Source organism: Streptomyces sp. NPDC057137, assembly GCF_042670825.1.
Taxonomy (GTDB): Bacteria; Actinomycetota; Actinomycetes; order Streptomycetales; family Streptomycetaceae; genus Streptomyces.
In genome coordinates, this window is the sequence record NZ_JBHUUW010000022.1 from 61,368 (window position 1) to 77,510 (window position 16,143).

At 69.6% G+C, this 16,143-nt stretch carries 13 protein-coding genes; 4 read left to right on the forward strand and 9 right to left on the reverse strand.

What is annotated here, in order from left to right:
- Window positions 1-552 precede the first annotated feature (552 nt).
- Window positions 553-1,209: a DUF6207 family protein gene (locus ACFT9I_RS19345; RefSeq protein WP_382565724.1), complete on the reverse strand. Its 657-nt coding sequence runs from the start codon at window positions 1,207-1,209 to the stop codon at window positions 553-555.
- A gap of 157 nt (window positions 1,210-1,366) precedes the next feature.
- Between ACFT9I_RS19345 and ACFT9I_RS19350 the strand changes: the two genes are divergently transcribed.
- Window positions 1,367-1,585 carry a hypothetical protein gene (locus tag ACFT9I_RS19350; protein WP_382565726.1) on the forward strand — a complete coding sequence of 73 codons (219 nt, stop codon included), beginning with the start codon at window positions 1,367-1,369 and terminating at the stop codon, window positions 1,583-1,585.
- Window positions 1,586-1,869: 284 nt separating this feature from the next.
- Here the strand turns inward: ACFT9I_RS19350 and ACFT9I_RS19355 are convergent, their stop codons facing one another.
- Both ACFT9I_RS19355 and ACFT9I_RS19360 read right to left on the reverse strand, forming a co-directional pair.
- The gene (locus ACFT9I_RS19355; protein ID WP_382565727.1) at window positions 1,870-2,301 is read right to left on the reverse strand and encodes a nuclear transport factor 2 family protein; all 432 of its coding nucleotides are present in this window, start codon (window positions 2,299-2,301) and stop codon (window positions 1,870-1,872) included.
- Window positions 2,298-3,167, reverse strand: coding sequence for an SDR family NAD(P)-dependent oxidoreductase (locus tag ACFT9I_RS19360; protein WP_382565730.1), 870 nt, complete (start codon window positions 3,165-3,167; stop codon window positions 2,298-2,300). Before ACFT9I_RS19360 ends, ACFT9I_RS19355 begins: the two co-directional genes overlap by 4 nt.
- Before the next feature lie 120 nt (window positions 3,168-3,287).
- Here ACFT9I_RS19360 and ACFT9I_RS19365 point away from each other — a divergent pair, with 120 nt between their 5' ends.
- Both ACFT9I_RS19365 and ACFT9I_RS19370 read left to right on the forward strand, forming a co-directional pair.
- Window positions 3,288-3,845: a TetR/AcrR family transcriptional regulator gene (locus ACFT9I_RS19365; protein ID WP_382565732.1), complete on the forward strand. Its 558-nt coding sequence runs from the start codon at window positions 3,288-3,290 to the stop codon at window positions 3,843-3,845.
- A 282-nt stretch (window positions 3,846-4,127) separates the two neighbouring features.
- Window positions 4,128-4,826, forward strand: coding sequence for a hypothetical protein (locus ACFT9I_RS19370; RefSeq protein ID WP_382565733.1), 699 nt, complete (start codon window positions 4,128-4,130; stop codon window positions 4,824-4,826).
- Window positions 4,827-4,946: 120 nt separating this feature from the next.
- On the opposite strand, the gene ACFT9I_RS19375 is transcribed toward ACFT9I_RS19370, so the two are convergent.
- Entirely contained in the window at window positions 4,947-7,163 is a 2,217-nt protein-coding gene (locus tag ACFT9I_RS19375; protein ID WP_382565735.1) for a BBE domain-containing protein, read from the reverse strand.
- 424 nt (window positions 7,164-7,587) lie between these two features.
- Here ACFT9I_RS19375 and ACFT9I_RS19380 point away from each other — a divergent pair, with 424 nt between their 5' ends.
- A complete protein-coding gene (locus ACFT9I_RS19380; protein ID WP_382565737.1) occupies window positions 7,588-8,166 on the forward strand; it encodes a hypothetical protein in 579 nt (192 codons plus the stop codon).
- Window positions 8,167-8,203: 37 nt separating this feature from the next.
- Here the strand turns inward: ACFT9I_RS19380 and ACFT9I_RS19385 are convergent, their stop codons facing one another.
- The 5 genes from ACFT9I_RS19385 to ACFT9I_RS19405 all read right to left on the reverse strand — a co-directional run bounded on the left by ACFT9I_RS19385 (window position 8,204) and on the right by ACFT9I_RS19405 (window position 16,086).
- Entirely contained in the window at window positions 8,204-9,727 is a 1,524-nt protein-coding gene (locus ACFT9I_RS19385; protein WP_382565739.1) for an aldehyde dehydrogenase family protein, read from the reverse strand.
- A 108-nt stretch (window positions 9,728-9,835) separates the two neighbouring features.
- A complete protein-coding gene (locus ACFT9I_RS19390) occupies window positions 9,836-11,407 on the reverse strand; it encodes a GMC family oxidoreductase (RefSeq protein ID WP_382565740.1) in 1,572 nt (523 codons plus the stop codon).
- A gap of 53 nt (window positions 11,408-11,460) precedes the next feature.
- Window positions 11,461-13,167 carry an APC family permease gene (locus ACFT9I_RS19395; protein ID WP_382565742.1) on the reverse strand — a complete coding sequence of 569 codons (1,707 nt, stop codon included), beginning with the start codon at window positions 13,165-13,167 and terminating at the stop codon, window positions 11,461-11,463.
- The gene (locus ACFT9I_RS19400; protein ID WP_382565744.1) at window positions 13,164-14,633 is read right to left on the reverse strand and encodes an aldehyde dehydrogenase family protein; all 1,470 of its coding nucleotides are present in this window, start codon (window positions 14,631-14,633) and stop codon (window positions 13,164-13,166) included. The genes ACFT9I_RS19395 and ACFT9I_RS19400 overlap by 4 nt, the downstream gene beginning before the upstream one ends.
- 199 nt (window positions 14,634-14,832) lie before the next feature.
- Window positions 14,833-16,086 carry a GAF domain-containing protein gene (locus ACFT9I_RS19405; protein ID WP_382565746.1) on the reverse strand — a complete coding sequence of 418 codons (1,254 nt, stop codon included), beginning with the start codon at window positions 16,084-16,086 and terminating at the stop codon, window positions 14,833-14,835.
- Window positions 16,087-16,143 lie beyond the last annotated feature (57 nt).

Sequence of the window (16,143 nt, forward strand, 5' to 3'; positions counted from 1 at the left end):
ACCCTGCTGCAGCTTCTGCCCCTCCTGATCGGTCAGTCTGCGCGCACGGACGGGTTCAGCCACCGCGCCTCCAACGGTCGGATCGGACGTCACCCCACATCCAACCGCCGCGACCACCAAACCGGCGAACCTATGCGGTCACAGCACTAGCGGCGCCTGGGGTCATTCTCGAGTAGTTTCAGCGAATCGGCCAAACAGTGCATAGCATTCAAATCTCTTACTAGCAGAGCAAGTTGGGTGGCATGCGCGTTGCCGGGGAGAAGAGACCTTCCCCGCGGGCGCGGGGAGCGGCGGTGGAGATGCCTTGGGAGCTGCCTGTGGCTGGGGCCATCCCCCTGTGGGTGCTGGCACACCAGTTCGCGTCCCTCCCCGGCAACTGCTCGGGCTCCTCTGGCTTGTTCTCTTCGAGTTCGCCCTCAGGCCCAGACTGTTGAAGCCCGTGGTCGAGGTATGCCGTCTTGTGTGTTTTGGGCTACTGCTTCGACACTCAGAGAAGAGAGGCGGGGACGCCGCATCGGGTCGGTCGTCCTGCCCGGCCCGGGAAGGGGCGGCTCATGGAGGGTCGGACCAGCGCGAGGGAACTGTTGCGTGACCGATTACTGATGGTAGCCAACTCCCGGGCCTGGACGCCCGAACCGACGCCGTCGCTGAGTGCCCTACCCCGCGCCTGCAGCAGTCGTACGGCCTCGCGTGCCCGGCTCGGTCACCAGTGCGTAGAGGTTGCCGAAGATTCCAGGTGGTCGACGAGCCAGGCGGGGAGCCGGATGTTCGCATACACGCGGGCGAGGACTCCCGGCACCTCAGGCTCCCGTCGTAGGGGCGATGCAGGGTGGCGCACAATCGCTCCAGCTGTGCCATCACGGCGTGCGCGGTCGCGTCGTCGTGAGCGGTGACGTCCAGAACGACCAGGCCGGGCTCTGGAATCTGCGTTGCGTCGATACGGTCCATGCCCGGTCTGACGCGCACCGTTGGGGACGCGGCTGCGTTCGCGTTCGCGTTGAGTCTGCGGAACTGCTTCGACGGTGAAAGGCCGTGTGCGCGTCCGAGGATAGGCTTGCTGGACGAGTGATGGTGCGCCATCGTGGGAAGCGTTGGCCGGGCAGGTTGCCGAGGTTTCTCGGCGCCTCGCCAAACTTGAGGAGCGAGGACAGGGCGGCACGCGCGAGCCAGGAGCCGAAGACCCGACGACGACCGAGGCCCACTGGGCATTGCCGAAACCCCGCCAGCGGTTGCAGGCCGCGGCCCGAGGGGGGCGCTCGTCACGGGGTCTGTGGTGGGTCCGGATGGAAAACTGGTGGAGCGTCGGTGATCGGCTGTGCGCGGCTTCCGGCGGACGCCGGCCGGGCGCGCTGTGACGCTGGCGGGGATGGCGTCTGGACTGATGAGTGCGGCGACCTCCGTCGGAGGCCCGCAGATGGCCCTGGTCCGGCAGCGCGTGACCGGGCCGGAACTGCGCTCCACGATGAGCGGGTTCTTCCTGGCCGGTTCGCCGATGAGCCTGGCCGCGCTCGCGGCTGTCGGCGCGGTGCACACCGACAGCCTGCGCTACTCGGCCCTGCTCGCTCCCGCTGCGGCGTACTGCTGAGCACCCGCCGTCCGACGAGCTGAACGTCGGGCGGGCCAGAGCGGTCGCGACAGTGCCGGCGACTGCGGGCGCCATATTGCTGACGGTACGTCAGTTCGTCTGATGGCCGACCGCGCCGGGGGCGGCTGGTCTCGGGCTCAGTACCCGCAGCGCAACACGTTGGTCAACGGGCGGGTGGAGCCGCGTAAGGGCACCGGGTTCGCCGCGGATGGCGAGTTCGAGGACTGCCGTTCTCTCCTCCGGATCGGGCGCCCAAGGCAGGTGTGCCAGATCCTGTTCATGATTCAGTTCGCTTGCTTCGCCGGGGCGTTCGGCCCGCCGAACAGCACGTCCGAGACCCGCGAGGCGAATCGCCAGCCGTCCTCGGTCCGCACGTAGCGGCCGGTCTCCTCGTTGACGGCGAACGGCGCGGCGCCGTCCCTGCCGTCGTCCATGTACACGGTCAGGACGCACACGCCCTCGGCCGTGTTCTCGCCCGTGAGGTCGAAGCGCATGTTGGTGTGGACATGCCGGGTCCGCGCGGCGCCGCGTTCGGCGCCCCACCGCCTGATCGCGTCCCGGCCGCGCAGCGCCGTTCCGCCGAGGAGCATCTCGCCGTCCTCGGTGAACAGTTCCCACACCGTGTCCGCGCGGCCGTGGTCGATGCGCCACGCGGTCTCGGTGAGGAGCCGCGTCAGGGCGAAGTGGTCTGCGGCGCCCGCCGGTTGATGTGTCATGACTCCTCCTGCCGCAGGCTCGCGTGGGGCTCCGGCGGGCCGCCGAGCACGTGCCGCCTGGAGCGAGGGCGGCTGCCGTCGACATCGGTGACGTCGAGGTACGCGCCGAGTTCGGCGCCGATGACCGTGCGCCCGGTGAACGCCATCAGCTCGTCGGACGCGTAGAGTGCCGCGATCACGCACCCCGTGAATCGGGTCGACTCGCGCGGCGGGAGCGCCGCGCGCTGCTCCTGCGTCAGTGACTCCAGGTAGGCGCGGGCGCGTTCGGTGTCGAGGCCGCCCATCCAGACCGACAGCGCGGCGACGCCGTACGGGTGCAGCTCCTTCGCCATGTCGGCGGCCATCTTGTCGGCGCCGGCCTTCTGCGCACCGTACGCGGGGCCCTGGTGGTACGAGACGGCGCCGTAGTGGCCGGTGTTGACGATCAGGCCGCGGCCGTTGGCGATGAGCAGCGGTGCGGCGTGCCAGGCGGCGACGTAGTGCGAGCGCAGACCGACGGTCAGCACGTCGGCGGTGGACAGCGGGCGCTCCCAGAAGCCGCCGGGAGCCGGGGAGGCGACCGTCGCTGCGTTGTTCACCAGGATGTCGAGCCGCTCGTGCTCGGCCCGCACCCGCATGAACAGCTCGGCGACGGCGGCGTCGTCCGCGTGGTCGACGACGACGGGGATGCCGGTGCCGCCCGCCCGGGTGATTTCCTCGGCGGTCTCGTGCACGGACCCGCCGTACGACGAGTCCCCGCCACCCTGGGACCGCCCGGTCACATAGACCGTGGCCCCGGTGCCCCCGAGCGCCTCGGCGATACCCTTCCCGGCGCCTCGGCTGGCGCCGGTCACCACGGCGACCACTTCCTTGCCGGATCGCGTCACGGTACTCCTCCTCAGGGTTGAAAGTGGTGCTGAGCTGCGAAAAGAGTAAACGGACAAGCTGCCCGTTTATCCGTTTCGACGATATGGACACCGTGTCCGGTTGTCAAATAGGGTCATCCCATGAACGCAGCACCCCACAGCTCGGCCCGGCGCGCGGATGCCGTGCGCAACCGTTCGGCACTGCTCGCCGCGGGAGGACGTGTCTTCGCCCGCCGCGGTGTGAACGTGCCGATGGAGGAGGTCGCACAGGAAGCGGGCGTCGGCCGTGGCACCCTCTACCGGCACTTCCCGAGCCGTGAGCATCTCCTCGGCGCCCTCATGGAGGAACAAGCCGCCCGCCTGGCCACCGAGGCCCGCCGCCTGCTGGCCGAGGGGCCCGTCTGGGACGGCATCGTCGCCTGGCTGCGGCTCTACGACGAGAGCCTCGCCCGCTACCGGGGTGCCAGCGACCACGTCGGCGCCGGTCTGGTCGGGGCGTCCCCGCTCGCCGGCGCCTGCCGGCCCATGCGGACCGCCTTCGCCGAACTTCTCGACCGTGCCCGCGAGTTGGCTCTCGTACGGCCCGACATCACCGCCGAGCAGGTTCTCTCCCTGGTCGCCGCCCTTCCTAAGGACGCGGCGACGGGAGGCGCGCAGGCGCCGCTCCTGGACCTCGTGGTCCAGGGACTGCGAGCCTGACACCGGGCCCGTGCTCCGCGCGGACCGGGCGTCGTACGCCAACACCGGGCGCCCGGTCAGCGCGCTGACCGAGCCGGATCGAGGCCCGGTTCACCGCCGGCACTCGCGCCAGGCAGGGCGATCAGGATTCCGTTCAGGGAACGGCACAGCGACCGCTACCCGATCGGAAGCCCTGGGCTGCGGGCCGGACGTGACGTCCATATCGTGACTTGAAGGTGCAAGGTGCACAGGCGAACTGTTCGAAGCCGCGACTGTTTCGTTGTGAGCGAAAGGCGAGCCGCTATGTACGGAGTCGAACGGACCGGCGTGCGGTTCGTCATGTCCAGTCCCAGTGATCCGGACCGGATCGGCGACTATCACGCCTGGTACGACGTGTACGGGACCGTCGTCACGCACCTGGGTCACCTCGTGAACTGCTTCCGGTTCGAGAACCCGGCCGCCGCTGGGAGCGTGGAGGATCCGCGTTCCGTCGCGATCTACGACATCGTCACGCCCGACCCCGCCACCGCCTGGCCGGCGACCGAGAGCTCCGAGGGCTACCCGCGCTACCTGTACGACGACCCGAGGGCCCAACTGGTGTCTCCCGCGATGCGCGGGTCGTGGGCGCACGTCGGGTCGCTGGCGAAGAACGGCAGCCGCGGTGCGGTCACCGGTGTGCACATCATCCTCTCCGACGGTGCCGACGACGCGTCCCGCGAGCGGTGGGCATCCCAGGTACTGGACACCGGTCTCTTCTACGCGGCGTCGCGCTTGAAACTCATCGAGGAGGCTGCGCGCGGGGAGGCGCTGGTCAACGGCAGGCGGATCTCCTTTCCCGAGCCGCCGACGTGGCTGGAGATCTTCGAGACCGACCAGCGGGACCCGCTGACCGCCTACCCCCGCACACTTGAGGCTCTCGCGGGCAGTCGGCGCGCCGCCGAGATCGAACAGCGCCAGGCCGGCTCCTTCACGTTCTACTCGGGCTACCAGGCCGCTCACTGAGCGGCCCCGCCACCGTCCCGGGCGCCCAGTCGCCGTGCGGCCGGCTCGCCTGTCCGGCGCCTGTGTCGGCTGTTGGCACGGGCTCGCCCCTGCTGGTTGGCCACGGAGTGGAGGTACGCATCAGGGCTGCTGGTTGGCGGTGGCAGAGGATGTGCTGTGGGGTCCGTCCGTGGAGCGGGTGTCGACTGTGTCCTGTGGCTGAGTGGGGAAGGCCGGCAGGGAGGGGACTCGGACGGCCTGGGGAAAGTCGAGCACCTGGCCGGGGTCGTAGGTCGCCTTGACCCTTTGCAGCTGGGGGTAGTTGTCGGCGTAATAGGTGTGTTCCCAGCCCAGGAGTTCGGGGTCGGTGTCGTTGACGTAGGCCCCGGGGCCCAGGTGCACCTGCATGGCGGCGTGGGTGTTTCGCGTCGAATCCAGCCGGGCGGCGGAGTCGGAGGGCGGGCATGTCCGGGGCCATGTGGTGATGTATTGAAGGACTGCCAGGGCGTTTCGGTGTGGAAACGCCGTCGCGCTGTCCCGCAGGGGGTGGTCGGTGACCATGGCGGACTCGATGTAGCTGCCGGGTGTGATGCTGATCCGTTTCGGCGGGCGTCCGACGGCTGCGATCAGTCGGTCGATCACGCGGAGAAGCGAGGCGGTGCCGCCGATCCAGGCGCCGTGCACGATGGGTTGGGAGGGCCCGCTGCCATCGAGCAGGATCCGTACGTCGCAGGAGACCTCGCGCGGTGTGCGGGGGTCGATGATCCAGTGCTGCCATCCGCGCAGCGCGCTCGCCATGTCGGCGTGCGCCCACTGGATCTGGAAGTGCGCGAACGACCGGCCGGTGATGTCGACCGGTTGGAAATCCAGGGCCGTGACGACGCCGAAGTTGCCTCCGCCTGCGCCACGCAGGGCCCAGAACAGTTCGCGGTCGGGATCCTCGGGTGCGCAGGTGAGGTGGCGTGTGCGTCCGTCCGGAGTGACGATGGTCGCTCCGGTGAGCCGGTCGCAGGACAGTCCCCAAGCGCGGGTGAAGGCACTCTTGCCGCCGCCGAGGGTCAAGCCGGCGACCCCGACCGATGCCCACCGCCCTGCTGCGATCGCCAGGTTGGAGCGTGCGAGGGTCTGTCCGGCGCTCGTGCTGCTGACACCGGCGCCCAGGCGCACCCTGTCGCGTGAGACGGTGATGCTGTTCAGGGCGGCGACATCGATCACCAGCCCTGGGGTGGTGGAGAAGTCTGCGTAGTTGTGGCCACCCGCGCGGACAGCGGTCGCTGTGCCGGTCTCGGCGGCGTAGGCCAGGCACGCCGCGGCATCGTCCTCGTCTGCGATGTGGGCGATGGCTGCAGGCATGACGCTGTCGTAGCGCTGGTTGTGCAGCACGCGGGCTTTGTCGTAGTTCGGGTCACCCGGGCGCAGGAGCCGCCCGTGAAGCCTTCGTGCCAGCCGGGTGAGCTCAGCGTCGGAGCGGTGCCCGTGGGCCCGGACGGTGGGGCGCGATCCGGTATGCGTCGTGACCGTACCGGTGGAAGGTGTCGTGGCGGGGGTGATGGCCTGGGGCTGGGTGAAGAACTGGTCCGGGTCCACTGCGGCCTTGACTCGTTGCAGGCGGGGGTGGTTGTCGCCGTGATAGGCGGTTTCCCAGTCGTCGAGTTCGGGGTCCATGCCGTTCACGTAGCCGCCGGTGCCCAGGTGGGGGTGCATGGTGGTGTGGATGTCGCGGAGCCACTGCATGCGCTGTTCGATGTGGGGCTGCGGGGTGAACTCGTGCCAGTAGGAGTGGTATTGGACGACACCGACGGCCGACCGGTGGGGGAAGGCGGTGGCGTCCGGTGCCACGTCGTTGACCGCCCCGCCCATGGAGTCGATGAGCAGCCCTCCGGCTCCGGTGACGCCGTTGAGCCGGTGGAGCCGGTTGACCGCGGCGACCATGTCGTCGGCTGCCGCCGGGGTCATGGGCCGGCGGACGATATGCGACTTGGCTGCGAAGGCAACGCGGGGCCCGACGGTTCCCCCGCCCCAGCGCTCCGGTTCGGCTGCCGCCTGGACGTAGCTGACGGGGTGGGTGACGCGGTCGCTCTCGGGCCTGCCGACGGCGGTGACCAGGCTGTCGAGGAGCGGCTGGACTTCGCGGGGGGTGCCGATGAAGGTTCCGGTGACAACGAGTTCGGAGGGTGCGCCTCTGTCGCTGAGCTGTTCGATGGCGGTGCGCAGTTCGCGCGGCAGGTTCGGGTCGGCGTTCCAGGCTGTCCAGCCCTGGATGAGGGCGGACATGTCCTTCATGGGCCAGCGCATGACGATGCTGGTGAAGGCCATGTCGCTGATGTCGACGGTTGTGTAGTCCAGTGCGGTGACCACGCCGAAGTAGCCTCCGCCACCGCCCAGCATGGCCCAGTGGAGATCGCGGTCGGCACCGGGGGAATGAGCGTTGACGCTGCGGAGTTGCCCGTCGGCGGTGACGATGGCTGCAGCGCCATTCGCTGCCGGTCAGTGAGTTGGAAGAACCCGACGTCCTGCGGCGGGGTCTCGACGCCCTGTGCCGCAAGGTCGACGGGACGGCCGCTGCCGCGAAGACCGTGAAGCGGAAGAAGGCCGCAGCCAACGAGGTGTTCGGCACGGCCGTTGAACGAGGGTACTTCGCACAGAACCCACTCGGCGGGCTTCGCTGGACGGCACCACAAGTCGCGGAAGAGGTCGACCCCGACTGCGTGCCGCCGTCAGGGCACTACCCGGTCGCAGTCCCCATCTGTACGCCTTCTTCGGCTGTATGTACCACGCTGGCATGCGCCCGGCTGAGGTCATCCACCTGCAGAAATCCCAGTGCCGCTTGCCGGACGGCGGTTGGGGACTCCTGAATTTGAAGGGCGGTGTCGTGACCGCCGGCAAGCAGTGGACAGACAACGTCGCCGTCCACGAGACCCACTCGCTCAAGAGGCGGGCAGCCAAGGCCACGCGGGCGGTGCCCATCCCTCCGGTGCTCGTCCGCATGCTGCGTGAACACATACGACAGTTCGGCGTTGCACCGGATGGCCGGCTCTTCCGCAACGCCGCGGGAAAGTACATCGACGCCTCTGCGTACGGCATCACGTGGGGACGAGCGCGCGAGGCTGCTCTCACTCTCGACGAGCATGTCCTGGAGCTGGCGAAGCGCCCCTACGACCTGCGGCACGCCGGCATCTCGTTCTGGCTTGCCTCCGGCGTCGATCCCGCAGAGTGTGCGCGCCGGGCAGGGCAGAGCATTCAGGTTCTCTTCCGCCACTACGCCAAGTTCCTGGCGGAGACGAGGGATCATGCCAACCACCTGATCGAGACCTCCATGCGGCGGTGGGAGGAACCCACGGACGACGAGGAGGGCACCTGACCGGCATCAGCCCCGGTCAGGTGCCCTTTCCCGGCGCCTAGAAGAAGCCCAGCTTCTTCGGCGAATACGACACCAGCAAGTTCTTCGTCTGCTGGTAGTGGTCCAGCATCATGCGGTGGTTCTCGCGGCCGATGCCCGACTGTTTGTAGCCGCCGAACGCCGCGTGTGCCGGGTAGGCGTGGTAGCAGTTCGTCCAGACCCGGCCCGCCTGGATCGCGCGGCCCGCGCGGTACGCGGTGTTCATGTCGCGCGTCCAGACTCCCGCGCCGAGGCCGTACAGCGTGTCGTTCGCCGTTTTGATCGCGTCGTCGAAGTCGCTGAAGGACGTCACCGCGAGCACCGGGCCGAAGATCTCCTCCTGGAAGACCCGCATCCGGTTGTCGCCCTCGAAGATCGTGGGCTGGACGTAGTAACCCCCGGCCAACTCACCCTCGTACTCAATCCGCTGACCGCCCGTCAGGATCTTCGCGCCTTCCTGCTGGCCGATGTCCAGATACGAAAGGATCTTCTGGAGCTGGTCGTTGGACGCCTGGGCGCCGATCATCGTGTCCGTGTCCAGCGGGTGGCCCGGCACGATCGCCTCGGTGCGGGCGATGCCCGCCTCCAGGAGCTCGCTGTAGTGCCCGCGCTGGATCAGCGCGCGTGACGGGCACGTGCACACCTCGCCCTGGTTGAGGGCGAACATCGTGAAGCCCTCAAGTGCCTTGTCGCGGAAGTCGTCGTCGGACGACCAGACGTCGTCGAAGAAGATGTTCGGGCTCTTGCCGCCCAGCTCCAGAGTGACGGGTTTGATGTTCTCGGAGGCGTACTGCATGATCAGCCGCCCCGTGGTGGTCTCGCCCGTGAACGCGACCTTCGCCACCCGTGCGCTGGAGGCGAGTGGTTTGCCCGCCTCGACGCCGAAGCCGTTGACGATGTTGACCACACCCGGTGGCAGCAGGTCGGCGACCAGACTCATCCAGAAGTGGATCGACGCCGGGGTCTGTTCGGCGGGCTTGATGACGACGGCGTTCCCCGCCGCCAGCGCGGGTGCCAGCTTCCATGTCGCCATCAGGATGGGGAAGTTCCACGGGATGATCTGCGCGACCACGCCGAGCGGCTCGTGGAAGTGGTACGCGACGGTGTCGTCGTCCAGTTCGCTCAGCGAGCCCTCCTGGGCCCGGAGCGCGCCCGCGAAGTAGCGGAAGTGGTCGATGGCCAGCGGGATGTCGGCGGCCAGTGTCTCGCGTACCGGCTTGCCGTTCTCCCAGCTCTCGGCGACGGCCAGCTCCTCCAGATGCGCCTCCATCCGGTCGGCGATCTTGTTGAGGATGCCCGCGCGTATCTCCACCGACGTCTTTCCCCAGGCCGGAGCGGCGCCGTGGGCCGCGTCCAGCGCGCGCTCGACGTCGGCGGCGGTGCCTCGGGCGATCTCGGTGAAGGGGCGACCGTTGACCGGGCTCGGGTTCTCGAAGTACTTGCCCTGGGCCGGCGGGACGTACTCGCCGCCGATCCAGTGGTCGTAGCGGGACTCGTACGAGACGATCGCGCCGTCGGTGCCCGGCGCTGCGTATCGGGTCATCTCTGTGGCCTCCCGGTGAGGGTGCCGCCCGCCTTTGGACGGCGCTCACCGCGAGGCTAGGAGCGCGGACGTTGCGACCAGGTTGCGCCGCGTTCCACGACGTACGGCTCAGGTCGCTCTGATCATGTCCGCGCACTTCTCGCCGATCATCATCGTCGTGATGCACGGATTGACCGCCGGCAGGAACGGCATCACCGACGCGTCGGCCACCCTCAGCCCGGTCACGCCCTTCACCTTCAACTGCGGGTCGAGCGGCGAGTCGGCGTCGTCCACGCGCCCCATCCGCACGGTGCCCGCCGGGTGGTAGACGGTGTTGTGCGTCTTACGGATGTAGTCCAGCAGCTCCTCGTCGGACCGCGCGTCCGGCCCCGGCGCCAACTCCTGTCCCCTCCATGGCGCAAGCGGTTCCTGCGCGACGATCTCGCGGGCGAGCCGCAGCCCGTACGTCATCACCCGGACGTCGTGCTCATGGGTGAAGTAGCGAGGATCGACCCTCGGCTTGTCCCGGAAGTCGCGCGTACGCAACCGGACCGTGCCGAGCGAGCGGGCGCGGGTCACGTTCGGCGTCAGACAGAAGGCGTTGTCGGTGGTCGGATAGCCGCGCCGGTAGGTGTTCAGGTCGAAAGGCACCGAGCCGTAGTGGAACATCAGGTCGGGCCGGTCCAGGCCCGGCTCGGTGTCGGCGAAGATCCCGATCTCCCACCACTGCGTGGACCTGGTGACCATGGGCCGCTGCGCCTCCCACATGATCACGCCCTCCGGGTGGTCCTGGAGATGGGAACCGACTCCGGGGGAGTCCACCCGTACGTCGACACCGTTCTCCCGCAGATGCCCGGCCGGGCCGATGCCCGACAGCATCAGCAGCTTCGGCGAATCGATCGACCCGCAGGAGACCACGACCTCACGGCGCGCGGAGACGGCGCCGCTGTGGACGGTGTCCGGCTCCAGATACTCCACTCCCGTGCACCGGCGCCGGTCGGTGGCGTCGTCGAACAGCAGCCGCTTCGCCTGGAGGCCGGTGCGTACCTCCAGATTGGGCCGCTTGCCGAGGATCGGGTGCAGATACGACACGGAGGCGGACGAACGCGTGCCGTCCGGATGGGAGTTGATCTGGAACCAGTGCGCTCCCCGCAGCACCGTCCGACCCGTGTTGAACGGTGTGGTGGGGATCCCGGCCGCCGCACACGCCTCCAACAGGGCACTGCCACAAGGGTCGTTCGGCGGGATCGTCATGATGTTCACCGGGCCCGAGCGGCCGTGGTGGTCGCCGGGCGCGTCGTTCGTCTCCAGCCGCTGATAGAGCGGGAAGCAGTCGGCCGCGCTCCAGCCGGTGCAGCCGAGGGCGCCCCACTCGTCGAGATCCTCGGCCGGCGCCCAGAAGGCGATGCACGAGTTGTGCGACGAGCAGCCGCCCAGGACCTTGGCACGGGCGTGCCGCATGAAGTCGTTGCCGTTCTCCTGAGGTTCGACCGGGTAGTCCCAGTCGTAGCCCGACTCCAGGAGCGCCATCCACCGGTCCAGCTTCAGGATGCTGTCGTCGCCGACGTCCGAAGGGCCGGCTTCGAGTACGCAGACGGTGACGTCGGGGTCCTCGGTCAGGCGCGCGGCGACGACGGCCCCGGCGGTACCACCGCCTACGACGACGTAGTCGAACTCGGCCACGGGGCGTGCTGCGGACATCGCTTCTCCAGGTGCAGGGATCCAGGGGCGTGGGGGTGCAGGGGGCGGGGGCCTCAGCTGGTCGGTGGCTCGGCGGGTGCCGTCGGGTCGGCCGTCTCGAAACGGTGCTCCGCCAGCACGCCCGTCTTGTGCCGCTGGACGAACCAGTAGTAGGCGAAGCCGCCGACCGCGACGATGCCGATGAACACGAACGCGCCCCAGCGCAGATACCAGTGCTGCGGGCCGGTCGCGTTGTACACCTCGGCGCGCGGCCAGGCGAGGTTGAGCGACATCGCGGCGCCCCAGACCACGGCGACGATGTTGACGGGCAGTCCGAACCGGCCCAGTGAGAAGCTGCCCTCCATCGGCTGCCACCGGCCGCGCAGCCGTTTGACCAGCATGGGCGCGGTGACCAGCAGATACGCCAGATAGATCATGATGATCGCGATGCTCGTGATCACCGAGAAGATCTGCGGCTGGTTGACGTTGACCAGCAGGATGACGACGCCCACGACACCGATCACCACCGCGGGCACGACCGGTGTGCGGAAACGCGGGCTGACGCGGGCGAGTTTCGAGCCCGCGGGCAGGTTGTTGTCCCGGGCCATGGCGAACATCAGCCGGATCCCGGCCGCCTGAACCGCCAGCACGCAGACGGTGATCGCGATGACCACGCACCACAGGAACACATCACCGATGGTCGACCCGAGCGTGTCGAGCACGACGAACTGGAGACCGCCCGTCGAGAGCTGTTTGTCCGCCAGATTCGGCACCGCCAGCAGGGCGAAGAGCAGGATGAGCCCGCCGATGAAGAAGGAGGCGATGAGCGCGCGCAGAATCGCGCGCGGCGCGTTGCGGCGCGGGTTGTGCGACTCCTCGCCGAGCGACGAGGCCGTGTCGAAGCCGTACATGACATACGCGGACGCCAGCGACGCGGTGAGGAACGCGCCGAAGTACCCGAGCGTCTGGCCGGTGCCATGTCCGTGGGTGTCGGTCAGTACGGTGCCGGGGCCACGGGTGATGTGGGCGGCCAGGAAGATGATCAGCGCGACGGCGGCGAGCAGCTCGATGAAGACACCGGCGGAGTTGATCCGCGCCATGAGCTTGACGCCGAAGGCGTTGACGGTGGTGGAGAAGAGGATGAGGACCGAGCCGAGGAGCACGGCGTTGCCCGCGGCGTCGTACTTGCCGCTGCCGTCACCGATGAACTGGAACCGGCTGTCGATCTGCGGCAACGTGATCTGGTACGCCAGCGCCACGGCCGACAGCGTCACCATGGTGGCCGTCATCATCATCCAGCCGCCGAGCCAGCCGATGTGCGGACCGCCCATGTTCTTGGCCCAGTTGTAGATGGAGCCGGCGACCGGGTAGCGGGCGGCGAGCTCGCAGAAGCACAGGGCCACCATCAGCTGGCCGACGAAGACCATCGGCCAGGACCACCAGTAGGCGGGGCCGCCGAAGCTGACGCCGAAGTAGAAGAGCTGGAAGGTGCCGGTGAGGATCGAGATGTAGCTGATTCCGGCGGCGAAGGTGTGGAAGTTGCCGAGGGTCCGCTTCAGTTCGGGGCGGTAGCCGAGCGCGCCGAGAACGTCGTCGTCGTCCTGGGTCTGGGTCCTCGCGGGGGCGGTGGGGGCGGTAGGGGTCGTGGGGCTCGCGGGGGCCGTGGGATCTGTCCGGCCCGTGTCGCCCGGTCCCGTCGGGGTGCCCGGCGTCCCCGGTGTGTCCGGCGTCCCTGGTGTCCCCGGTGTGTCCGGCGTGTCAGGCGCACCTGGTTCACTCACTCGAACCACCCCTGAGGACTCGGCGAGAGATTGCGCCACACGTGCTTGGCCTCCTGGTACTCGCCCAGCCCGGCCGGCCCCAGCTCCCGCCCGAAGCCGGACTGCTTCATCCCGCCCCATTCGGCCTGAGGCACGTACGGGTGGAAGTCGTTGATCCAGACGGTGCCCGCCCGCATCCGCGACGCCACGCGCTGCCCACGCCCGGTGTCCTGCGACCAGACCGCCCCGGTCAGGCCGTACACGGTGTCGTTGGCGAGCGCGACCGCCTCGTCCTCGTCCCTGAACCGCTCGACGGTGAGCACGGGGCCGAACGATTCGTCGCGCACCACCGACATCCCCGGAGCGCAGTCGTCCAGCACGGTCGGCGGGTAGAAGAACCCGTTGCGCAGCTCCGGGTCGGCGGGGCGTTTGCCGCCGCAGCGCAGTACGGCGCCTTCGGCGAGCCCCGCCGCCACGTACGCCTCGACCTTGTCGCGGTGCGCCGCCGAGATCAGCGGCCCGGTGCGGGCGTGCTCGTCGAACGGACCGCCCATCGGGATCGTCTTGGCCCGGCGTACCAGCTCGTCCACGAACGAGTCGTGCAGCTCGTCCTGGACCAGCAGCCGCGCCCCGGCCGAGCAGACCTGCCCGGAGTGCAGGAACACCGCCGTCAGCGCGTAGTCGACCGCGCTCTCGAAGTCGGCGTCCGCGAAGACGATGTTGGGATTCTTGCCGCCCAGCTCCAGGGCGATCTTCTTCACCGTGGGCGCGGCGGCCGCCATGATGCGGCGGCCCGTGACCAGACCGCCGGTGAAGGATACCATGTCGACACGCGGGTCCTCGCTGAGCGGCGCGCCCGCTGTGGGACCGGCGCCGAGGACGAGATTCGCCACGCCGTCGGGCAGCCCGGCCTCGGTCAGCAGCCGCATCAGCATGATCGCGGTGTGGGGGGTCAGTTCGCTCGGCTTCAGTACGAAGGTGTTGCCGGCGCCGAGCGCGGGCGCCACCTTCCAGGAAGTCTGGAGCAGCGGATAGTTCCACGGGGTGATCAGCGCGCAGACGCCGACCGGTTCGTGCACGACGCGGCTGTCCACGCCCGGGTCGCCCGTGTGGACGACCCGGTCGGTGCCGCCCGCGGCCGTCAGGTTGCCGAAGTAGCGGAAGCAGTTCGCGATGTCGTCCATGTCGTACTCGCTCTCGACGAGCCGCTTCCCCGTGTCCAGGGACTCGGCCCGCGCGAACGCCGCCTTGTCGCGCTCCAGCAGCTCGGCGACGCGCAGCAGCAGCCTGCCTCGATCGGCGGCGGGCGTGCCCGGCCAGGGGCCGCGGTCGAAGGCGTCACGGGCGGCCTCGATCGCGGCAGCCGCGTCCTTCTGGTCCGCCTCGTCGACGGTCGCGACGAGTGTGCCGTCCGCCGGGCAGCGGATCTCACGGACCTGACCGCCGACGGCGGTGGTCCACTTGCCACCGATGAACAGCTCCGGCATCGCGGACTCCTCGGGTTCGGACGAATGGGCACCGCGAGAGTCGACTGTGGTGCTCTATCAACAGAGAGTAAGGAGCCGAGGCCGGGTCCGCCTTCCGGGAGGGACCGGAGGGACCGGGGAGGACGGCCGGGAGCGCGCGGGGGCGGCCGGGGGCGGCCGCTGCCGGAGGACCGTGCGGCGCAGGACTCGGCGGTACGGGTCAGGACCCCTGCCACGCGTCGAGCTCACGCACGCGCGCGAGGGCGGCGGGGCGCTGCCGCGCGGGGAGCGCGCCGGCCAGGGCGCGCCACGCCGGGAGGTCGTCCTCGCCCCAGGGGCTGTAGGTCCAGTCGGCCAGCAGCGCGGGATCCCCGCGGGCGATCAGCGCCGCCCTGAGCTGGTCGGCGAGCCTGCGTCGCAGACGTACGACGGCGGGGGACAGGGAGGAGGGCAGCAGCGGCCCCGCGTACGCGCCCATGGCACCGGTGACCGCCCCGGACGCCAGCTTCCGGGTGACGGTGTCGAAGTCCGTGTCGACGCGGGCCGTCAGCCGGTACGGCCGCGAGCGCAGCAGATCGGGGCCGAGCAGTCCGCGCAGCCGGAACAGTTCCGCGCGCAGGGTGACGGGCGTGACGGACTCGTCCTCGTACAGCTCCATGAGCAGTTCGTCGCCGCAGATGCCCTCGGGGCGGGTGGAGAGCACCGTCAGGATCTCGCTGTGGCGGCGGCTGAGCCGCGTCTTGCGGCCGTCCACGACGAGCAGCCCCTCGTCCCGTCCGAGGACCGACAGCTGTACGGATCCGGGGGCCGGGGGTGGGGCCAGCAGGGCGAGCTGGGACTCGGCGGCCCTGGCGACGGCGCCCACGAACGCCAGGCTGTGCGGATGGGCCAGCCGGTCACCGCCGGTGATGTCAACGGCGCCCAGCAGCCGTCCGGTGCGCGGGTCGTGGATGGGCGCGGCGGCGCAGGTCCAGGGGTGCACGGGGCGGAGGAAGTGCTCGGCGGCGAACACCTGGACGGGCCGGTCGACGGCGATGGCGGTGCCCGGCGCGTTCGTGCCGGCGGCCGCCTCGGACCAGCGGGCACCGGGCACGAAGTTCATCGTGCCCGCCTGTGCGCGGGTCGCGGCGTGCCCCTCGACCCACAGGAGCCGCCCGTGCGCGTCGCACACCGCGATCAGGTGCTCGCCGTCCGACGCGTAGACGCCCATCAGTTCGCGGAAGAGCGGCATCACGCGTGCCAGCGGGTGCGCGTCCCGATAGCCGCCGAGATCGTCGTCGGACAGCTCGACACTGGCCGTCCCTTCGGGACGGACGCGCGCGCGGGCGGAACGCTGCCAGGAGTCGGCCACCACGGGGCGTACGGGACGGTCGACCCGGCCGGCGGTCGCGAACGACTCGTACGCGCGACGCAGCGCTCCGCGCCGCTCCGCCGGATCCGCTCCTTCTTCCAGGGCCACCCATGTGTCGGTCAACTCGGCCTCCCGAGGCCACGACTGCACCGGCCTCCCCATATTCGCCCCGCGCACGCC

Coding starts and splice junctions, on each gene's coding strand:
- ACFT9I_RS19345 (WP_382565724.1), bottom strand. CDS start 1,209: ATGCCCAGTGGGCCTCGGTCGTCGTCGGGTCTTCGGCTCCTGGCTCGC.
- ACFT9I_RS19350 (WP_382565726.1), top strand. CDS start 1,367: ATGGCGTCTGGACTGATGAGTGCGGCGACCTCCGTCGGAGGCCCGCAG.
- ACFT9I_RS19355 (WP_382565727.1), bottom strand. CDS start 2,301: ATGACACATCAACCGGCGGGCGCCGCAGACCACTTCGCCCTGACGCGG.
- ACFT9I_RS19365 (WP_382565732.1), top strand. CDS start 3,288: ATGAACGCAGCACCCCACAGCTCGGCCCGGCGCGCGGATGCCGTGCGC.
- ACFT9I_RS19370 (WP_382565733.1), top strand. CDS start 4,128: ATGTACGGAGTCGAACGGACCGGCGTGCGGTTCGTCATGTCCAGTCCC.
- ACFT9I_RS19380 (WP_382565737.1), top strand. CDS start 7,588: ATGCGCCCGGCTGAGGTCATCCACCTGCAGAAATCCCAGTGCCGCTTG.
- ACFT9I_RS19385 (WP_382565739.1), bottom strand. CDS start 9,727: ATGACCCGATACGCAGCGCCGGGCACCGACGGCGCGATCGTCTCGTAC.
- ACFT9I_RS19390 (WP_382565740.1), bottom strand. CDS start 11,407: ATGTCCGCAGCACGCCCCGTGGCCGAGTTCGACTACGTCGTCGTAGGC.
- ACFT9I_RS19400 (WP_382565744.1), bottom strand. CDS start 14,633: ATGCCGGAGCTGTTCATCGGTGGCAAGTGGACCACCGCCGTCGGCGGT.